The organism is Methylobacterium sp. WL8, assembly GCF_008040045.1.
Lineage (GTDB): Bacteria > Pseudomonadota > Alphaproteobacteria > Rhizobiales > Beijerinckiaceae > Methylobacterium > Methylobacterium cerastii.
Genome location: NZ_VRVF01000007.1, coordinates 49,412 through 65,836, shown reverse-complemented (window position 1 = coordinate 65,836; position 16,425 = coordinate 49,412). Strand labels below are relative to the sequence as shown.

Below are 16,425 nucleotides of genomic sequence, written 5' to 3'. Positions count from 1 at the left end.
AGGGCGGCCGGTGGATAAGTCGGACGACGGCGCGTTTTGTCGGCGCCGTTTTGACAAATGTGAATGCCGGCTGGGCTTGCTTATTTTAAGTTGAAGTCGGCTTGATGAGTTCCCCCCTCTCGTCTGGCTGGCACCGCTGGCCGGACGTTCTCCCGATCGTTCTCGTGCCGGCGGTGCCTAATTCGCACCGCGCCACCTATTCGGCCGCATCGCGATCGTCGTCGTACCGTTCCGGATTGATCGCGTGCAGGGCACGCTTGGCCGCCTCCAGCGGGTGCTCGGATTCGATCCGCACCGAGGCGAGGTCCGGGCTCTTGTAGACGGTGACGATGGTGTCCATCACCTCGGTCAGGGTCGTGCGCTTGTCCTCCGGGGCGGCGATCAGCAGTTGCAGCCCCCACGCCGCATAGAGGTCGACCAGCGCTTGGCTGTTGCGCACGTCGAGCTTCGAGAACGCCTCGTCGAGCAGGCATAGGCCGAAACCGGGATTCTCGTCGCCCGGCCGGTCGCCGGGATAGTAGGCGCTGGCGAGCGAGGCGGCGATCGCCACGTAGAACGGCGCCTGCGCTTCGCCGCCCGATCCGCGCAGCGCCCGGCTCGACATCGTCGTGCGGTTGCCGGCCCCGTCCCGCATCCCGATCTCGTAGACGAAGTAGTTGCGGTAGTCGGCGAGCCGCGCCGCGTCCTCGGCCCCCGAGATCAGGGCGGTGACCTCTGCCAAAGCCGCCGCCATCGGACCCTCGCCGTCGTCGGGCAGCAGCGCCTGCGCGGCGTCGGGCGAGCGCGCCACCTCGGTCGCCAAGGCGTGCACGGCGGCGTAGCGGCGATCGACGGTCGCCTCGAAGGCGTAGGTCTGGCCGGTGAAGCGCTGGGTCGAGAGCCGCTCGTTGAGGGCGTCGAGGCGGGCGCGGACGCGCTCGAACTTGTCGGCCAGCCGCGTCAGCAGGTCCTCGGTCATCAGCCGGCGCATCTCGTCGGTGGCGCGCTCGGACTGGGCGCGGTAGCGGCGCAGCTCGTGGCCCTCGACCTCGTCGTGCTCGCGCCGGACCCAGGCGTAGCCCAGGGTCGCCGGCTGATCGCCGCGATTGCCGTCGCCGCGCCCGAGCGGGTTGTCGATCCGCCACTGGGCGCAATACTCCGCCAGATCCCGCTCCGCCGCGCGTCCGTGTGAGCGGGCGCTCTCGGCCGCCTCCTGCGCGAGGCCGCGCTCGGCCGACGCCGCGGCCGAGATCGCCTTCGCCTCCAGCCCGGACAGCTCGCTTCGGATCGCGTGGACAGGAGCCGCCGAGAACACCCGGCCGCGCACCATGCGGATGCGCAGGGCGTCCCCGCTGGCGAGCCGGTGCAGGCTGCTCCGCCGAGCGACGAAGGCGGCCCGCGCCGCCTCGCGCCCCGCCCCGAGCCGCGCCCGCAGGCCGGCCTCCTCCGCAAGCAGGCCGTCGAGCTTCGGCTCCAGCACCTCGGACAGCTCACGCAGATACGCGATGCGCTCGGCGGTGAGCGCCTTGATCTCCTCGGCGAGCCCGGCGGTGTCGCGCTTCTCGATCGCCTCGCGCTCGGTGGCAAGGGTACGCTTGCGGCCTTCGATCCCGTCGATCTCCTCCCGCAGGGCGTCGCAATCCTCGACGCCGCGGGCGATCCGCGCCCGGATCGCCGCCGCCGTCCGCGCCGCCTCGCGCAGGACCACGGCCTCGCCGCGCAGGCGCTTGGCTTCCGTGACGGCGATCTCGTGGTTGCGCCGGCTTTCGGCGGTGGGCCCGCGCTGGCCCCGGGTCATCAGCAGGTCGACCGAACGGGTGACCGAGTAGGCCATGCCCGCGGTGGTGCGCCCGCTCGGCGCCACCGCGCGGCTCATCCGGCGCAGCTCGGCGTCGTCGCGCGCGAGGTCGTAGCCGCCGAGCCGCACGCCGAGGAAGGCGGCGGCGTGGGGGTCGTCGGTCTCGATTACCGAGAGTGGCCCGTCGTCGAAGCGCCGCGCGCGCTGGCCGGCGGTGTCGGTGGTCTTCACCAGGATGCAGCGGCTGAAGCGGTCGCGGTTGCCCTGAAGCACGCCCAGCGCTTCTTCCAGGCGATCGGGGGCGACCACCAGCGCCTCGCGCGCCCGGCCGAGCAGGCCTTCGAGCGCCGGCCCCCAATGCGGATCGACGATCTCGGCAAGCTCGCAGACCGGCACCGCATCGATGTTGCGGCGCGCCAGCTCCATCCGGAAGGCGACCGTGTCGGACGAGAGTCGCGCGGCGTGCCCGGACGCGGGCGCAGGGGCCGTGCGCTCGGCCTCGCTTTCCTGCGCGCGCGCCTTCAGCGCCGTGTCCTCGGCGGCCCGGTCGAGGGCCTCGTCGAACTCGGGGAGGCGAAGCAGGCCCTCGATCAGGTCGGCCAACGGGCCGTCGAGGCGCAAGGTCTCCTCGGGCGGCGCCTCGCGGCGCAGCCTCGAGCGGGCGCAGGCCTCGGCGAGGCGCGCCGCCTGCGGCGCCACCTGGCGCAACACCGGCGCGACCGCCTGGAGCTTGCCCATCTGTCCGACGAGGCCGACGAGGTCGGCGACGCGGGCCGCTAGGTCCCGCCGGTCGCGCTCCAGCATCGATAGGCCGATGGTCGAGGCGGCCAGGCGCCCGTCGGTCGCCCCGCCGACGACGAGGGCTTTCTTCTCGGCGATCTCCCCGTCGATGTCGCGGACGAAGCCGCGGCTCGTGCCGACGCTCTCGCGGGCGATGCGCAGGGCCTCGGCCCCGGCCCGGAGCTTGGTCCGCACGGCGACGAGGTCGTGGCAGCGGCGACGCAGTTCGGCGGTCGCCGCGCGGGCCTCGTGGATGCCGGAGGCGAGCACCGCGTCGGCCCAGGATTCGTAGCGCCCGGCGAGGCGCTTCAGCCGCGCGAGCTTGACCTCCAGCTCCTCGATCGTCTCCAGCAGGCGGCGCCAGTTCTCCACCGATTGCCGGACGCGGGCGACGTCGAGCGGTTCAGGATCGAGGACGAAGCTGCGCACGAAGGCGCTCGAATCGAAGATCGGCTTGAACGCGACGGCGTTCGAGAACGTGCGCAGGAAGTGGCGCGGGTCAGGCGCGGGCGCGCCTTCGCGAAGCGTCGCCAGCACTTCCGCCGTGAAGCGCTCGCCCGACGAGCGGAACTCCTCGAAGCGCTCGGTGCGCACCCGCAGGTCCTTGGCGATCTCGGTCCAGGGCGCGGTGAAGCTGCCCTCGGAATTGGTGCGGAGGTAGTCGCCGATCTCGAAGCGGTGGCCGGTGGCGATGAAGCGGGAGAGCACCTCCTCCTTCTGGTCGCTCGCGCGCGCCGCCAGAGCCAGCCCGAACGAGACCGTGCGCCCGGTCGCCGCGTTCTCGAACACTAGGGCGATGACGGTCTCGCAGGCCTCGCGCGTCGGGCGGCCGCCCTCGGCCGGATCGCTGATCCAGCCGAGGCAATAGTCGCGCACGGTGCGCGCGCTGCGGCCCGAGGCCGAGGCGTTCAGGGCGAGCCGGCTTGCGTTGTTGCCGGCGAGCACCGTGCCGACCGCATCGAAGATCGTCGACTTGCCGGCCCCCGTCGGCCCGACGAGCGCCGCCGCGCCCCGAATCCGGATTTGCTCGCGCCGGATGAGATACCAGTTCGAAAGGGCGATGTCGGTGAGACGGTACACCGGGGGCGGGTCCGATCCGGGTGAGAGGGCGCCCAGTTGGCCAACCGCGCGGGCAGACGCAAGGGCGCCCGCACCACGCACGACGGCGCCCGCACCGGTTTTCGGTGTAGAGCGGGACCGAAGGTCCCTCGATCCCGAGGGCGCGGGCACGGCGACCATGACATCGAGGGTGCATCGGACGGGTTCTCGGTGGGCCTCGAAGCTCGGTCTTTGGTCTCTCATCGGCCTCGCGCTGGCGTCGTCTGCGGCGGCGGCCGTGTGCAGTTCGACCGATCGGGGCCGGGGCACCGACGTGGTGCTGCTCGCCGGACAGTCGAACATGGTTGGGTTCGGCCTCGGCTTCGACGCGACCCTCGACGGCATGCCCGATCCCCGCATCGTCCAATGGAGCCAGGCCGGCAGCCGGGGCCGGATCGTGCCTGCGATCGATCCGCTCCTGCATCCCGGCCCGGCCGCGGGGCGGGTCGGCCTGGGGTTGAGCTTCGCCCGCGCCTACATCGCCACGCGCCCGCCGGGCCGCCGCATCCTGCTCGTACCCGCGGCCGTCGGCGGCACCGGGTTCGCCAACGGCCACTGGAACCCCGGCGACGATCTGTTCGAGGGCGCGGTGCGGCGGACACGGGCCGCACTCGACGCGGCGCCGAACGCGTGCCTCGCCGCGATTCTCTGGCACCAGGGCGAGGCCGACGCCGGCGCCTTGTCCGGTCCGGACTACGCCGCCCGGCTCGCCCGCACCGTCGCCGCTTTCCGCGCCCGCATCGGCGGCGCGCGCCAGGTGCCGTTCGTGACAGGCGGTTTCGAGCCGGACTGGGTGACGTCGAGCCCGGCACGGCTCGCGATCCTCGATGCGCTCGCGCATCTTTCCGACGCCGTCGCGCTGACGACCAACGTCTCCGCGGACGGACTCGCCGGCAACGCGGGCGACAGGATCCACTTCGATGCCGCCTCGCAGCGTATCCTCGGGCGACGCTACTTCGAGGCCTTGCGCACGCTCGTTCCCCCGCCGCACGCGGAGAGGCCCTGACCCTTACGCCTCACCGGCCTCCAACCACGCGCGAAGCCGGTCGAGCCACGCATCTGAGGCAAGCACGAGGATGCCGGGCAGCACGCTCACCGGGGTGACGCGCTCGGCCCGGTCGCGCTCGCCCAGCCGGAGGCCGCCGCGGCGGGCGACGAGACGGAGGATCTCGATCAGCCGCGTCTCCTCCGGCGGGTCGTTGCGGGCTGCGGTGCGGATGCGCTCGGTGACGTCGTCGGTGGTGGCCTCGACCAGGCCGTCTGTGGAAACGCGGTGGTCGCGCAGGCCCTCCTCGTAGATCAGGCGCAACGCCAGCAGCACCAGGGTCTCGTCCTTGCGCAGGCGCTCGGCGACGATGTCGTGGCGCGGCCCGTCCGGCGCGAGGGTCAGCGAAACCATCTGGTCGCGGTGGGAAACGGTCAGCGCGTAGCCGAGGCAGGCGAAGTAGTCGGTGAAGAACGGCGCATAGTGCCGGGCGAGCTCGTAGCTGCGGCCGATGCCGGGGGTGTTCGAATAGATCACCTGGCCCTTCAGCAGCACCGCGAGCGCCCGGGTCAGCTCCTCCACGTCGGGCGCACGGGCGCCGGGCGGCGGCGTCTCCTCGCCGTCGATGATGGCGCGGAACGGCTCAAGCATGCCGATTCCCTGCGGGTCGGTCGCCCGCATGCCGATCGCTAGAGGTGCGGCGGATGACGAAGTCGGGGCAATCGAGCCACCCGTTCGAGAGGCGCCCCTCCACCCGCGACACGGCGTAACGGGTGCCGAGGGCGCCCTCGAACAGCACGTCGATCTCGCGCAGGCGCTGGAACACCACGAAGGCGTCGACGTCGGCCACCGCGATCGCCGAGCCGCGCAGAGTCCCGTCCAATCCGAGATGGCGGTCGAGGAAGGCGGTCATCGTTTCCGCCGTCACGGTGGTGCGCCGGCGGTAGGCGGCCTTCGCCTCGACGAAGGCCTCGATCGCCGGATCGATCTCGAAATCCGGCAGCGCCTCCAGCTCGATCGGCGCCTTGCGCCCGCGCGGGATCGACAGGTGCGGCGTGCCGATCGGCGGCCGCAGGAGCGATATCGCCGGCGCCACGTCCGGCGCGCCCGCGGCCGCGCCGACCGCGCGGAGCGCCGCCGCGGTGCGCTCGATGCCCGCCGAATCCGGCCGGTCCATGTAGCGCACGGCGGCCGCGATCCGGCGTTCCATCCGCGCGACCACGTCGTCGACGGCGTCGAGGTGCCGGTCGAGGCCTTCGAAAATCGACAGGATCTGGGTGAGGTCGGCGCGCACCCCGCGCTCGGCGGTGCGCAGCTCCGCCGCCCGGCCCTCGCGCAGGATCGCCTCGGCCAGCGCCCGGATCAGCAGCGGGTCGCGAAGCGCGCGTCCGGCCTCCCGCACGATGGCCGAGCGGAAGCGGAACGGGTTGTAGCGGGTGTTCAGCGTCCGGTAGTCGCTGATCAGGTGGCGCTCGACGAAGTCCTCGAAGTAGAGGCGGAAGGCCGCGCGCATGTCCTCCTCGTGGAGGATGCGCTCCTCGATCTTGCGCATCGCGCCGGCCAGCCCCCGCACGTGGCCGAGGAAGGCCTGCGCCGCGCGCGCCGCATTGCCGAGCGCCTCCGAGCGGTCGGCCGGGTTGGCGATCGCACTCTCCAGGCTGCCGAGCACGTCGAGGATGGCGGCGCCGTAGGAGCGGGTCTCGCCGCGCTCCATCCGCGACAGCTCCTCGAGCAGGAGCCGCGCCTCCGGGTCGAAGTCGACCACCGGCACGTAGCGCTCGCGCCGCTCGATCAGCCAGCCGGTCTCGAGGAAGCGCCGAAAAAGGGCCGAGCGGCGCTCGATCGGATCGATGGGCACCGGCTCGTCGTCGGATTGCTGATCGAGCGCCCACTCGGCGGAGAAGTCGCCGATGGCGGCCAGCAGCTCCGCCTTGCGCACCGGGTCGGGGCTGGTGCCCATCACCTTCCGGTGCAGGTGCAGCAGCAGCGCCGCGTTGAACGCGCGGCTCGGCGAGGCCAGCGGCCGGAACAGGTCGTCGGGAAGCTGCGCGAACAGCATTCTGGGCCGACCTTTCCCGCCGCCGAGCCGTCTGCCTTACTTCGCGCCGAGCAGCTCGACGTCGAAGATCAGCGTCGCGCCGGGTGGGATGATGCCGCCGGCGCCGCGGGCGCCGTAGCCGAGCTCGGCCGGGATCACCAGGGTGCGCTTGCCGCCCTGCTTCATTGTGGCGACGCCGAGGTCCCAACCCTGGATCACCTGGCCGGCGCCGAGGGTGAAGGTGAAGGGCTGGTTGCGGTCCCGCGAGGAATCGAACTTCTTGCCCTTCTTGCCGGCGTCGTCGAGCCAGCCGGTGTACTGCACGGTCACCTTCTGGCCGGCCTTCGGCTCGGGGCCGGCGCCCACGACTTCATCCTGATACTTCAGGCCGGAGGGGAGGGTGGTGTAGTCGGCGTTGGCGGCAGCGGTCATGGCGATCAGCACGGCTCCGGCGATGGGGAGAATAAAGCGAGGCATCGTTCCTCCGTCGGGGCGAGCCTCTGGCGGGCCGCCCGTCGATGGGCCTCTTAACAGGTGGCGCGGGGCCGAGGCCAGCGGGAGCCGTTTCTCCAAGCCCAGCGCGGATCGAAGTCGCGGAACGCGGCTTGCGAGACGGCGGACGCGATCCGTGGCCCGATCTTGTACAGCCCCGGTTGACGGGGAGCCGGCCTTCGCCGTCCATGCCACCTTCACCATGACGGCTCGTAGCGACGATGCGCTTGGATCAAACGGACGGAACGAAGGCCACCACCGATCGGACATCGCCCCGGGGGCGTCGCGCGGTGGCCGCGATGGCGCTGCTGACGTTCGCGACGGCGGCCGAGCCCGCCAGCGCCGCCTCCGTCGCACCGGCGGTCGCCGAGCACGGCATGGTCGTCACCGCCCAGTACCTCGCGACGCAGGTCGGCGTCGACGTGCTGAAGCGCGGCGGCAACGCCATTGATGCGGCGGTCGCCGTCGGCTACGCGCTGGCGGTGGTCTACCCGGCCGCTGGCAACCTCGGCGGCGGCGGCTTCATGACCGTTCAGCTCGCCGACGGGCGCCGGACCTTCCTCGACTTCCGCGAGAAGGCGCCGCTGGCCGCGACCCGCGACATGTACCTCGACAAGGACGGCAACGTCATCAAGGGCTTGAGCGTCAGCGGTCCGCTCGCCGTCGCGGTGCCCGGCACCGTCTCGGGCCTGGAGACGGCGCGCGAGAAGTACGGGACGATGTCGCGGGCCGACCTGATCGCCCCGGCCATCGCCTACGCCGAGGGCGGCTTCGTGCTCAAGCAGGGCGATGCCGACATGTTCGCGATCGCGAGCCCCGACCTGCGCAAGGACCCGGCCTCCGCCGCGATCTTCCTCGATGCGGGCGCGTCGTTCCAGGCGGGCGGAAAGCTGGTGCAGCCGGACCTCGCGGGTACGCTGCGCGCCATCGCCGAGCAAGGTCCGGCGGGCTTCTACGCGGGCCGCGTCGGCGACGCGATCGTCGCCTCGAGCCAGGCCGGCAAGGGGCTCATCGTCCAGGCCGACCTCGACCGCTACCGCACCCGCGAGATGGCGCCGGTGGAATGCGACTATCGCGGCTATCGCGTGATCTCGGCGCCGCCGCCGAGCTCGGGCGGCGTCGTCATCTGCGAGATGCTGAACATCCTCGAAGGCTATCCCCTCGGGGAACTCAGCTGGGGCTCGGCGCAGGCGATCCACTACGAGATCGAGGCGATGCGCCACGCCTACGTCGACCGCAACAGCTACCTCGGCGACCCAGACTTCGTCGACAACCCGACGCGGCGCCTCACCGACAAGGCCTACGCCGCCACCATCCGCGCCGCGATCGACCCGGCCAAGGCCGGGGTGTCGAGCGCGCTAAGGCCGGGCGTCGCCCCGCACGAGGGCAGCAACACGACGCATTATTCGATCGTCGACGGCGCCGGAAACGCCGTGTCGGTGACCTACACCCTCAACGACTGGTTCGGCGCACGCATCACCGTGCCGGGCACCGGCGTGCTGCTCAACGACGAGATGGACGACTTCACCGCCAAGGTCGGGGTGCCCAACATCTACGGCCTGGTGCAGGGCAAGGCCAACGCCATCGCGCCTGGCAAGACGCCGCTCAGCTCGATGAGCCCGACCATCGTCTCGAAGGACGGCAAGCCGGTCCTCGTCACCGGGACGCCGGGCGGCAGCCGCATCCCGACGGTCGTGCTGCAAAGCATCCTCAACGTCGTCGATTACGGCATGAACGTGCAGGAGGCCGCCGACGCGCCCCGCATCCACAACCAGTGGATGCCCGACGTGACCAACGTGGAGCGGTTCGCGCTCTCGCCGGACACCCGCAAGATCCTGGAGGGCATGGGCCACCACTTCGCCGGCTCGCAGCCGGCCAACCACCTCGCTACGATCCTGATCGGCGCGCCGGTGCTGGGCGGCAAGGCCGTCGGCGCGAACCGGTTCTACGGGGCGAACGACCCGCGGCGGAACACGGGGTTGGCGTTGGGCTACTGATTGGGCGTCCGTTTTTGCAGGCTTCGATGGGCGAGCAGCGAGGAATCCCGCCGTCCCGCCCGCGCTGACCAAAAAACGAGTCGTCGTTTTCGCGCCTTGTGCGTTCCTGGGTGATGGAACCGACACCGGACGATTGGGACGCGCGCGTCTCGCGTCTCTCCGAGAAACTGCCCGATCCCTTGCGGCGCATGGTCGACTGGCTGCGCGAGCCGTCGCGGGTGTGGCTGCGGGTCGGGGCCGCGCTGCTGTTCATCCTCGGCGGGATCTTCTCGATCCTGCCGGTGCTCGGCTTGTGGATGCTTCCGCTCGGCCTCGCGCTGCTGGCGCAGGACGTGCCCGGGCTGAAGGTGCCGCTCGAAAAGTCCGCCCGCTGGATCGAGGCGACCTGGGCCGACCTCGTCGCGTGGTGGCGCCGTCGGAAGCGATAAGAGGGGACGACCTGGCGAGCGGCCGCCGCGTTTAGACATCGCGCCGGCCGCGGGTTAGGAGGATCGCATCCCCAGCCGAGGCTCCATGAGTAAGCCGAAACCCCTGACCAGCGCGATCCTCGACCCGGAGAAGCGGGCCGACGACGTCGATCAGACCATCCGTCCGCTGAGCCTGTCCGAGTTCATCGGCCAGCGGGCGGCGCGCGCCAACATGGAGGTCTTCATCCAGGCCGCGAAGATGACCGGCCAGGCGCTCGACCACGTCCTGTTCGTCGGGCCGCCGGGCCTGGGCAAGACCACGCTGGCGCAGATCGTCGCGCGCGAGCTCGGGGTGAACTTCCGCTCGACGTCGGGGCCGGTGATCGCCAAGGCCGGAGACCTCGCGGCCCAGCTCACCAACCTCGAAGAGCGCGACGTGCTCTTCATCGACGAGATCCACCGTCTCAACCCGGCTGTGGAGGAGATCCTCTATCCCGCGATGGAGGATTACCAGCTCGACCTGATCATCGGCGAGGGGCCGGCCGCCCGCTCCGTGAAGATCGAGCTGCCGAAGTTCACGCTGGTGGGCGCCACCACCCGCGCCGGCCTGCTGACGACGCCGCTGCGCGACCGCTTCGGCATCCCGATCCGGCTCGAGTTCTACGACATCGACGAGCTTCAGCTCATCGTCTCCCGCGGTGCGCGCGTGCTCGGGCTCGGCATGTCGGACGACGGCGCCAACGAGATCGCGCGACGCGCCCGCGGCACGCCGCGCATCGCCGGCCGCCTGCTGCGCCGGGTGCGCGACTTCGCCGTGGTCGCCGAGGCGCCGACCGTGACGCGCGCGATCGCAGACAGGGCGCTGAAGCTGCTCGACGTCGACCCGGTCGGCCTCGACGTGATGGACCGCAAGTACCTGACCCTGCTGGCGGTCTCGTTCGGCGGCAACCCCGTGGGGATCGAGACCATCGCCGCCGCGCTTTCCGAGCCCCGCGATGCGATCGAGGACATCATCGAACCCTACCTGCTCCAGCAGGGCTTCGTGCAGCGCACGCCACGCGGACGGGTGCTGACCCGGCGCGCCTTCGAGCACATGGGGTTTCCCGTGCCGAAGCGTGATCCGATCACCCAGGTCGGCCTCTTCACCGACGCCGAGCCCGAGGCGTAGGGTTTTCCTCCGCGCTTGCGCGACCGCCGTGCGGTTTGCCGGGAACTGAGAGCATCCAGCAGAGGGCTCGCATGTCGTCTACCACTCGCAGCTATGCATTGAATGCATTAAATCAGGTAGGTAGGGCAAGCAGGCGAAGCCCCCGGTTCTCGCATAAGTCATCCTGTTAGAACGATTAATCAGGGTTCCGCCACTCCTCTCACAAGCTCGCGAACGGCGAACTCTGTAGGCTGATATGCGTTGCAAGCTTGGCTTTAAGCTTCGCAGGTGCGGAACAGGCGGACACGCAGGTTGTTGTGCCGGCAATCGCCCTGGCGCCTCGACGTGCCGGCGAACCACAAAAAGGATCGTCATCCTATGAAGCGTACCGCCACCCTCGCCGTGCTCGGCCTCTCGCTCGCCGCGCTGACCGCCCCCGCCTTCGCGCAGGACGCCCTTCCGATCCGCGTCTCGCCGTTCGAGCGCGGCGTCGGCGCCGCCGGCACCGACACACCCGAGTTCCGCGCCGAGGCGCTTCGCTCGGACGCCGTCAGCATCGAGTCGAGCCGCATCGCCCTGGAGCGTTCGCGCAACCCTCGGGTCCGCAACTACGCCAACCGCGTGATCACCGAGCGTGAGGCCACCACCAAGGCGCTGCTGCCCGAGGGCACGTCGCTGAGCAGCGGCGGCACCGTCGTCTCCGATCGCCAGGGCTTCGACACCCGCATCGACAACCCGGTCGGCCTCGTGCTCGCCCCGGTGACCATCGCCGCCAACCTCGGCACCAGCATCGTCGGCGGCGTGCTCGGCGGCGTCGGCATCATCGACAACAGCCCGACCGAGCCCGGTCGCCGCGTCGCGATCGGCCCGAACGGCCAGAACCGGATCGAGCGCCTGAAGTCGGCCCGCAACGGCCGTGACTTCGACCGCACCTACATCGACCAGCAGGCCCGCTCGGACGCCCGCACCCTGGCACTCTACGAGACCTACTCGCGCAACGGCGACAACGCCGCAGGCCGCCAGTTCGCCAATGAGGCGCTGCCCTACATCGCCGACGAGCACGGCCACTCGGCCACCCTCGCCAACCGCATCGGCGGGTGATTTCTTTTTAGATTGCCGAATGAAAGGGCCGCCCCGGGAGGGGCGGCCTTTTCCATGTCTGAAGTTGCAACGCTGCGATCACTTCGTTGCGCACTCCGTGTCGGCTCCGGCCGGGGCGGATTGCGTTCGGAGTCGACCAGGCAAACCGCGCCGGCGGCAAAGGTTAAATCCGTGTGAACGCAACGCACGGCGACCAGATCGGAGAGCTTGCAAGCAGAGCCAGCCCCAAACCGGGACATGAAGTTCCGCAAATTGGAAACCCGACCTTTACCTTAACGGGGGCATAGTCTGCCTGTCAGTCGCGTAACCGGTGTTTGCCATGGCTTCCCCGCGTACCGTGGTTGCCGACGCCGCCGCCCGGAAACTTGTCTCGCGTACCGGGCGCGCTTCGTCGGCACCACGGTTGGGTCTCGTACCCGCCGTCCAGCGCCTTCCCCTCGACGAGATCCTCGTCGGCGACTGCATCGAGGCGATGAACCGCCTGCCGGCATCCTCTGTCGATTGCGTCTTCGCGGACCCGCCCTACAACCTGCAGCTCGGCGACGCCTCGCTGATGCGGCCGGACCAGAGCCGGGTCGACGCCGTCGACGACGACTGGGACAAGTTTGCAAGCTTCGCCAGCTACGACAGCTTCACCCGCGATTGGCTCACCGCCTGCCGCCGGGTGATGAAGCCGAACGCTACCCTGTGGGTCATCGGCTCGTACCACAACATCTTCCGCGTCGGCAGCGCGCTGCAGGATCTTGGTTTCTGGATCCTCAACGACATCGTCTGGCGCAAGGCCAACCCGATGCCGAACTTCCGCGGCAAGCGCTTCACCAACGCGCACGAGACCCTGATCTGGGCCTCCCGCTCCGCCGAATCGAAAGGCTACACCTTCCACTACGACGCGCTCAAAGGGGGGAACGAAGACCTCCAGATGCGCTCGGACTGGTTCATTCCGCTCTGCACCGGGGACGAGCGCCTCAAGGGTGCCGACGGCAACAAGGTCCACCCGACCCAGAAGCCCGAGGCGCTGCTGGCGCGCACGCTGCTCTCGGCGACTAACCCCGGCGACGTGGTGCTCGACCCGTTCTTCGGCACCGGCACCACCGGCGCCGTGGCCAAGCTGCTAGGCCGCCGCTTCATCGGCTGCGAGCGCGAAGAGGTCTACGCGGAGGCCGCGCGTCGGCGCATCGACGCGGTCGTGCCGCTGTCGCGGGCTGCGCTCCTCGTCGCGCCGACCAAGCGCGCCGAGCCGCGGGTGCCGTTCCTCTCCGTGGTCGAGGCCGGGCACCTCAAGGCCGGCGACGTGCTTACCGACGAGCGCCGCCGCTTCAAGGCGACCGTGCGTCCGGACGGCCAGCTCGACGTCGGCGTCGCCATCGGCTCGATCCACAAGGTCGGGGCCCTGGTCCAGGGCCTGCCCGCCTGCAACGGCTGGACGTTCTGGCACGCCGAGCGCGCCGGTAAGCTCGTGGTCATCGACACCTACCGCGCGAAGCTGCGCGCGGTGATGGGCGCGGCAGGCTGAACCACCCGCGCCTGGCGCCCACCACTCATCGTCGTCTTGTCAGTTAAGCCCGCAGTCGCACGCCCCTTCCTCGAACGGCGGGGGCGTCCGACTGCGCTGGCGTCGAACGACGCACAAGCCTGCTCGAACGACTTCCGCACATTGGAAAGCACACGAAAAAGCCGCCCGAAGGCGGCTTGATCCGTTCGTCACGGTGATGCGGCGCTTACGCCCGCATGCGGGTCCGGATCTCGCCGAGGCTGGAACGCACCAGCGCCTGGGCGGCGTCGCCCTGCATGCGCTCGCGCAGGATCGTCTCGGAGACCTTCACCGCGGCGTCGGCCGCGGCGGCGCGGACTTCGGCCTGGGCCTTCGCCTCGGCCTGGGCGATCTTGGTCTCGGCCGACTTGGTGCGGCGGGCGATGAAGTCGTCGAGGCGCTGGCGGCCTTCGGCTGCGGCGCGCTCGGCTTCCTCGCGGGCGCTCGAGATGATCGCCTCGGCCTCGCGCTCCGCTTCCGTGCGGCGACGCTTGTAGTCGGCGAGCACGGCGGCCGCCTCCTCGCGCAGGCGCTTGGCCTCGTCGAGCTCGTGGCGGACGCGGGTGGCGCGGCCGTCGAGGCCCTTGGTCATGATCCCGAAGCCGCCGACCTTCCAGACGATCGCCATGAAAATGACGAACGCGACGGCAACCCAGAATTCCGCTGTCATCAACATGATGGGTTCTTCCGTCTCAGTGCGCGGTCGCGGTGGAATCGAGGGCGCGGTCGAGGCTGGCCTGGTCCGGCGCCTGGCCCGTCAGCCGCTCGACGATCGCCGAGGCGGTCTCGCTGGCGATGGAGCGCACGTTACCCATGGCTTCCTGGGTCCGGCTCTGGATCGTCGCCTCGGAGGCTGCGATCTTCTGGTTGAGCTCGGCCTCGAGCGCCTTTCGCTTGGTCTCGGCGGCGGCGGCAAGGTCGTTGCGGGTGCCCTGGGCGATCTCGCGGGCCTTGCCCTGCGCGTCGCGCAGCGACTTGGCGTAGGCCTCGCCGGCGGCGTCGGCCTCGGCCTTCATCGCCTGCGCCTGGTCGAGGTCGGCGGCGAGTCGCGCGGAGCGGTCGTGCAGGATGCCCTGGATGCGCGGGAGGGCGATGTTGGCCATCAGCCAGTAGAGCAGGCCGAAGGCGAGGGCGAGCCAGATCAGCTGCGCCAGGAAGGTGTGGGTCTCGAAGGGCGGGAACGCAGCGGAATGCACCGGCTCCGGGGCGCCGGCCGGCACCATGTGGACGTCGGAACCGGGAGGCGGTGTGGTGAGGGAATTCGGCTGCGCCATGGCCCCGTCCGTATGACCTTGGAAGAAATCGAGCGCTCGCGCGACGGGCGGAGCGCTCACCGGTGATCGGCCGCCGCGGCCTGGAACGGCGCGGCGGCGATGTCGACGTCGATCAGACGGCGAACAGCAGGAGCAGGGCGATCAGCAGCGAGAAGATGCCGAGCGCTTCCGTCAGCGCGAAGCCGAGGAGCAGCGTAGCGCGCTGGCCGTCGGCGGCCGAGGGGTTGCGAAGGGCGCCCGCCAGGAACTGGCCGAACAGATTTCCGAGGCCGATGCCCGCGCCGGCCATGCCGAGGCAAGCGAGGCCGGCGCCGATGTACTTCGCAGCGACGGGATCCATAGAAAACTCCTGAAGTGTCTAGAAACGAGTGCGTCGTTTGCCGCGGGTGGAGCCGGCCGTTAGTGGCCGGGGTGAAGCGCGTCGTTGAGGTAGATCGCCGTCAGCGTCGCGAAGACGTAGGCCTGAAGCGCCGCAACGAGGAATTCGAGGGCCGTCAGCGCGATCGTCAGGAACAGCGGGAGGGGCGATAGCACGCTCCATGCGCCTGCGGAAAGCAGCCCGACGACGAAGAATGCGAAGATCTTCATCGCGATGTGCCCGGCGAGCACGTTGGCGAACAGACGCACCGACAAGCTGATCGGCCGCGAGATGAACGAGATCACCTCGATCGGCACCAGAAGCGCCAGCAGCGGCTTCGGAACGCCCTGCGGCACGAACAGGCCGAAGAAGTGGGCGCCGTGCTTCATCACGCCGTAGATCACCACGACCGATATCACCAGGGCCGCGAGGCCGAAGGTGACGACGAGGTGGCTCGTCACCGCGAAGGCGTAGGGGATCATGCCGAACAGGTTGAGGATCAGCACGAACATGAACAGCGAGAACACCAGCGGCATGAAGCGCTTGCCGCCGTCGCCGGTGGCCTGGTGCAGGGTGTCGGCGATGAACTCGTAGAAGATCTCAGCCAGCGACTGCATCCTGCCCGGCACCACCGAGCGGCTGGAGGTCGCGACGATCGTCAGGAGCGCGATGACGCCGACGGCGGCGAACATGTACAGCGCCGACTGGGTGAACGCGAGTTCCTGATGGCCGAGATGCCCGAAGGGCAGAATCGACTTGAGCTCGAACTGATGGATCGGATCCGGTCGCAAGGCGACGGAGTGCCCCGGGTCGATGCTGGCCGCCATGCCGTCTTCCGCCCTCACGTTTCGCTGCCGGCGGCCCGCATGGCCGAACCCGGTCGTTGGTCACAAGACACCGGTCGCCCTCACGGATCCCGTGGGGTGTCCCGTCCGGAACGGGCCCCGGCGAAACCGGACGCCCGCATCACGTTGAAGACGCCGGCGACGAACCCCAGCATCAGGAAGACGATCAGTCCCCAGGGCTTCGTCCCGAGCATCCGATCGAAGATCCAGCCGAGTACCCCGCCCGCGATCACGCCGGCGACGAACTCAGTGGAGATCGTCATGGCCTGCCCGAGGGCGGAGGGATTTCCGGACGACCCTGAACGCGACGGATGAGCGGGAGGGGCCGGGGGCCGCTTCCGTTCGATCTGCGTCTCGAGACGTCGGAGCCTCGCCGAGAGTTCGCTGTCGGGCGGCACGGGCCGTCCGGTCTCACCCTCCTCCCTTGCGTCGTTGCCGCTCACAGCGAAAACTCACATTGGCGAGAGGAACGAAACCGGGCGGATTGCCTCCTTGAAGCGCGGCGCACCTTAGTTTCGGCGCCCCAGGGTGTCAAGGCTCGAAAGGCCGAGCTTAAATCATTCTCGGCATTGAGGAATTCCGGCCCAAGCCCGCA

Annotated in this window: 15 protein-coding genes; 6 read left to right on the top strand and 9 right to left on the bottom strand. The window is 70.1% G+C overall.

The annotated features are described in order from the left end of the window. Nucleotides 1–196: 196 nt before the first annotated feature. Complete coding sequence (locus tag FV234_RS04550; protein WP_147828225.1) at nucleotides 197–3,637, bottom strand: SbcC/MukB-like Walker B domain-containing protein; 3,441 nt, start codon at nucleotides 3,635–3,637, stop codon at nucleotides 197–199. Between the two features lie 256 nt (nucleotides 3,638–3,893). Here FV234_RS04550 and FV234_RS04545 point away from each other — a divergent pair, with 256 nt between their 5' ends. After that, nucleotides 3,894–4,661 (top strand): sialate O-acetylesterase, encoded by a 768-nt coding sequence (locus FV234_RS04545; protein WP_187273575.1) that lies wholly within the window; start codon nucleotides 3,894–3,896, stop codon nucleotides 4,659–4,661. Between the two features lie 3 nt (nucleotides 4,662–4,664). Here FV234_RS04545 and FV234_RS04540 read toward each other — a convergent pair whose 3' ends face one another. The 3 genes from FV234_RS04540 to FV234_RS04530 are packed head-to-tail and all read right to left on the bottom strand — an operon-like array spanning nucleotide 4,665 to nucleotide 7,155. Continuing rightward, complete coding sequence (locus tag FV234_RS04540; protein ID WP_147762693.1) at nucleotides 4,665–5,291, bottom strand: DUF4194 domain-containing protein; 627 nt, start codon at nucleotides 5,289–5,291, stop codon at nucleotides 4,665–4,667. Beyond that, on the bottom strand, nucleotides 5,284–6,699 hold the full coding sequence (locus FV234_RS04535) for a Wadjet anti-phage system protein JetA family protein (RefSeq protein WP_147762694.1): 1,416 nt from the start codon (nucleotides 6,697–6,699) through the stop codon (nucleotides 5,284–5,286). Before FV234_RS04535 ends, FV234_RS04540 begins: the two co-directional genes overlap by 8 nt. A 36-nt stretch (nucleotides 6,700–6,735) precedes the next feature. Further along, entirely contained in the window at nucleotides 6,736–7,155 is a 420-nt protein-coding gene (locus FV234_RS04530) for an FKBP-type peptidyl-prolyl cis-trans isomerase (RefSeq protein ID WP_147750609.1), read from the bottom strand. Nucleotides 7,156–7,469: 314 nt separating this feature from the next. Here FV234_RS04530 and ggt point away from each other — a divergent pair, with 314 nt between their 5' ends. The 5 genes from ggt (at nucleotide 7,470) to FV234_RS04505 (ending at nucleotide 13,335) form a co-directional block, all read left to right on the top strand. Next, the gene (ggt, locus tag FV234_RS04525) at nucleotides 7,470–9,167 is read left to right on the top strand and encodes a gamma-glutamyltransferase (RefSeq protein WP_210250844.1); all 1,698 of its coding nucleotides are present in this window, start codon (nucleotides 7,470–7,472) and stop codon (nucleotides 9,165–9,167) included. Nucleotides 9,168–9,280: 113 nt separating this feature from the next. After that, entirely contained in the window at nucleotides 9,281–9,595 is a 315-nt protein-coding gene (locus FV234_RS04520; RefSeq protein ID WP_147762696.1) for a hypothetical protein, read from the top strand. 85 nt (nucleotides 9,596–9,680) lie between these two features. Continuing rightward, a complete protein-coding gene (gene ruvB / locus FV234_RS04515) occupies nucleotides 9,681–10,742 on the top strand; it encodes a Holliday junction branch migration DNA helicase RuvB (protein WP_147750606.1) in 1,062 nt (353 codons plus the stop codon). A gap of 357 nt (nucleotides 10,743–11,099) precedes the next feature. Next, nucleotides 11,100–11,822: a DUF4142 domain-containing protein gene (locus FV234_RS04510; protein ID WP_147750605.1), complete on the top strand. Its 723-nt coding sequence runs from the start codon at nucleotides 11,100–11,102 to the stop codon at nucleotides 11,820–11,822. Between the two features lie 319 nt (nucleotides 11,823–12,141). After that, a complete protein-coding gene (locus FV234_RS04505) occupies nucleotides 12,142–13,335 on the top strand; it encodes a site-specific DNA-methyltransferase (protein WP_147762697.1) in 1,194 nt (397 codons plus the stop codon). A 205-nt stretch (nucleotides 13,336–13,540) separates the two neighbouring features. Here the strand turns inward: FV234_RS04505 and FV234_RS04500 are convergent, their stop codons facing one another. The 5 genes from FV234_RS04500 to FV234_RS04480 form a co-directional block, all read right to left on the bottom strand. After that, a complete protein-coding gene (locus FV234_RS04500; RefSeq protein WP_187273579.1) occupies nucleotides 13,541–14,026 on the bottom strand; it encodes an ATP F0F1 synthase subunit B in 486 nt (161 codons plus the stop codon). 19 nt (nucleotides 14,027–14,045) lie between these two features. Beyond that, the gene (locus FV234_RS04495) at nucleotides 14,046–14,576 is read right to left on the bottom strand and encodes a F0F1 ATP synthase subunit B' (protein WP_238270850.1); all 531 of its coding nucleotides are present in this window, start codon (nucleotides 14,574–14,576) and stop codon (nucleotides 14,046–14,048) included. Between the two features lie 163 nt (nucleotides 14,577–14,739). Beyond that, nucleotides 14,740–14,967 carry a F0F1 ATP synthase subunit C gene (locus tag FV234_RS04490; RefSeq protein ID WP_007566773.1) on the bottom strand — a complete coding sequence of 76 codons (228 nt, stop codon included), beginning with the start codon at nucleotides 14,965–14,967 and terminating at the stop codon, nucleotides 14,740–14,742. Nucleotides 14,968–15,026: 59 nt separating this feature from the next. After that, nucleotides 15,027–15,812: a F0F1 ATP synthase subunit A gene (locus FV234_RS04485; RefSeq protein ID WP_147750601.1), complete on the bottom strand. Its 786-nt coding sequence runs from the start codon at nucleotides 15,810–15,812 to the stop codon at nucleotides 15,027–15,029. 80 nt (nucleotides 15,813–15,892) lie between these two features. Continuing rightward, nucleotides 15,893–16,273 carry an AtpZ/AtpI family protein gene (locus FV234_RS04480; RefSeq protein WP_147813650.1) on the bottom strand — a complete coding sequence of 127 codons (381 nt, stop codon included), beginning with the start codon at nucleotides 16,271–16,273 and terminating at the stop codon, nucleotides 15,893–15,895. Nucleotides 16,274–16,425 lie beyond the last annotated feature (152 nt).

Coding starts and splice junctions, on each gene's coding strand:
- FV234_RS04540 (WP_147762693.1), bottom strand. CDS start 5,291: ATGCTTGAGCCGTTCCGCGCCATCATCGACGGCGAGGAGACGCCGCCG.
- FV234_RS04535 (WP_147762694.1), bottom strand. CDS start 6,699: ATGCTGTTCGCGCAGCTTCCCGACGACCTGTTCCGGCCGCTGGCCTCG.
- FV234_RS04530 (WP_147750609.1), bottom strand. CDS start 7,155: ATGCCTCGCTTTATTCTCCCCATCGCCGGAGCCGTGCTGATCGCCATG.
- ggt (WP_210250844.1), top strand. CDS start 7,470: ATGGCGCTGCTGACGTTCGCGACGGCGGCCGAGCCCGCCAGCGCCGCC.
- FV234_RS04520 (WP_147762696.1), top strand. CDS start 9,281: ATGGAACCGACACCGGACGATTGGGACGCGCGCGTCTCGCGTCTCTCC.
- ruvB (WP_147750606.1), top strand. CDS start 9,681: ATGAGTAAGCCGAAACCCCTGACCAGCGCGATCCTCGACCCGGAGAAG.
- FV234_RS04510 (WP_147750605.1), top strand. CDS start 11,100: ATGAAGCGTACCGCCACCCTCGCCGTGCTCGGCCTCTCGCTCGCCGCG.
- FV234_RS04505 (WP_147762697.1), top strand. CDS start 12,142: ATGGCTTCCCCGCGTACCGTGGTTGCCGACGCCGCCGCCCGGAAACTT.
- FV234_RS04495 (WP_238270850.1), bottom strand. CDS start 14,576: ATGGTGCCGGCCGGCGCCCCGGAGCCGGTGCATTCCGCTGCGTTCCCG.
- FV234_RS04490 (WP_007566773.1), bottom strand. CDS start 14,967: ATGGATCCCGTCGCTGCGAAGTACATCGGCGCCGGCCTCGCTTGCCTC.
- FV234_RS04485 (WP_147750601.1), bottom strand. CDS start 15,812: ATGGCGGCCAGCATCGACCCGGGGCACTCCGTCGCCTTGCGACCGGAT.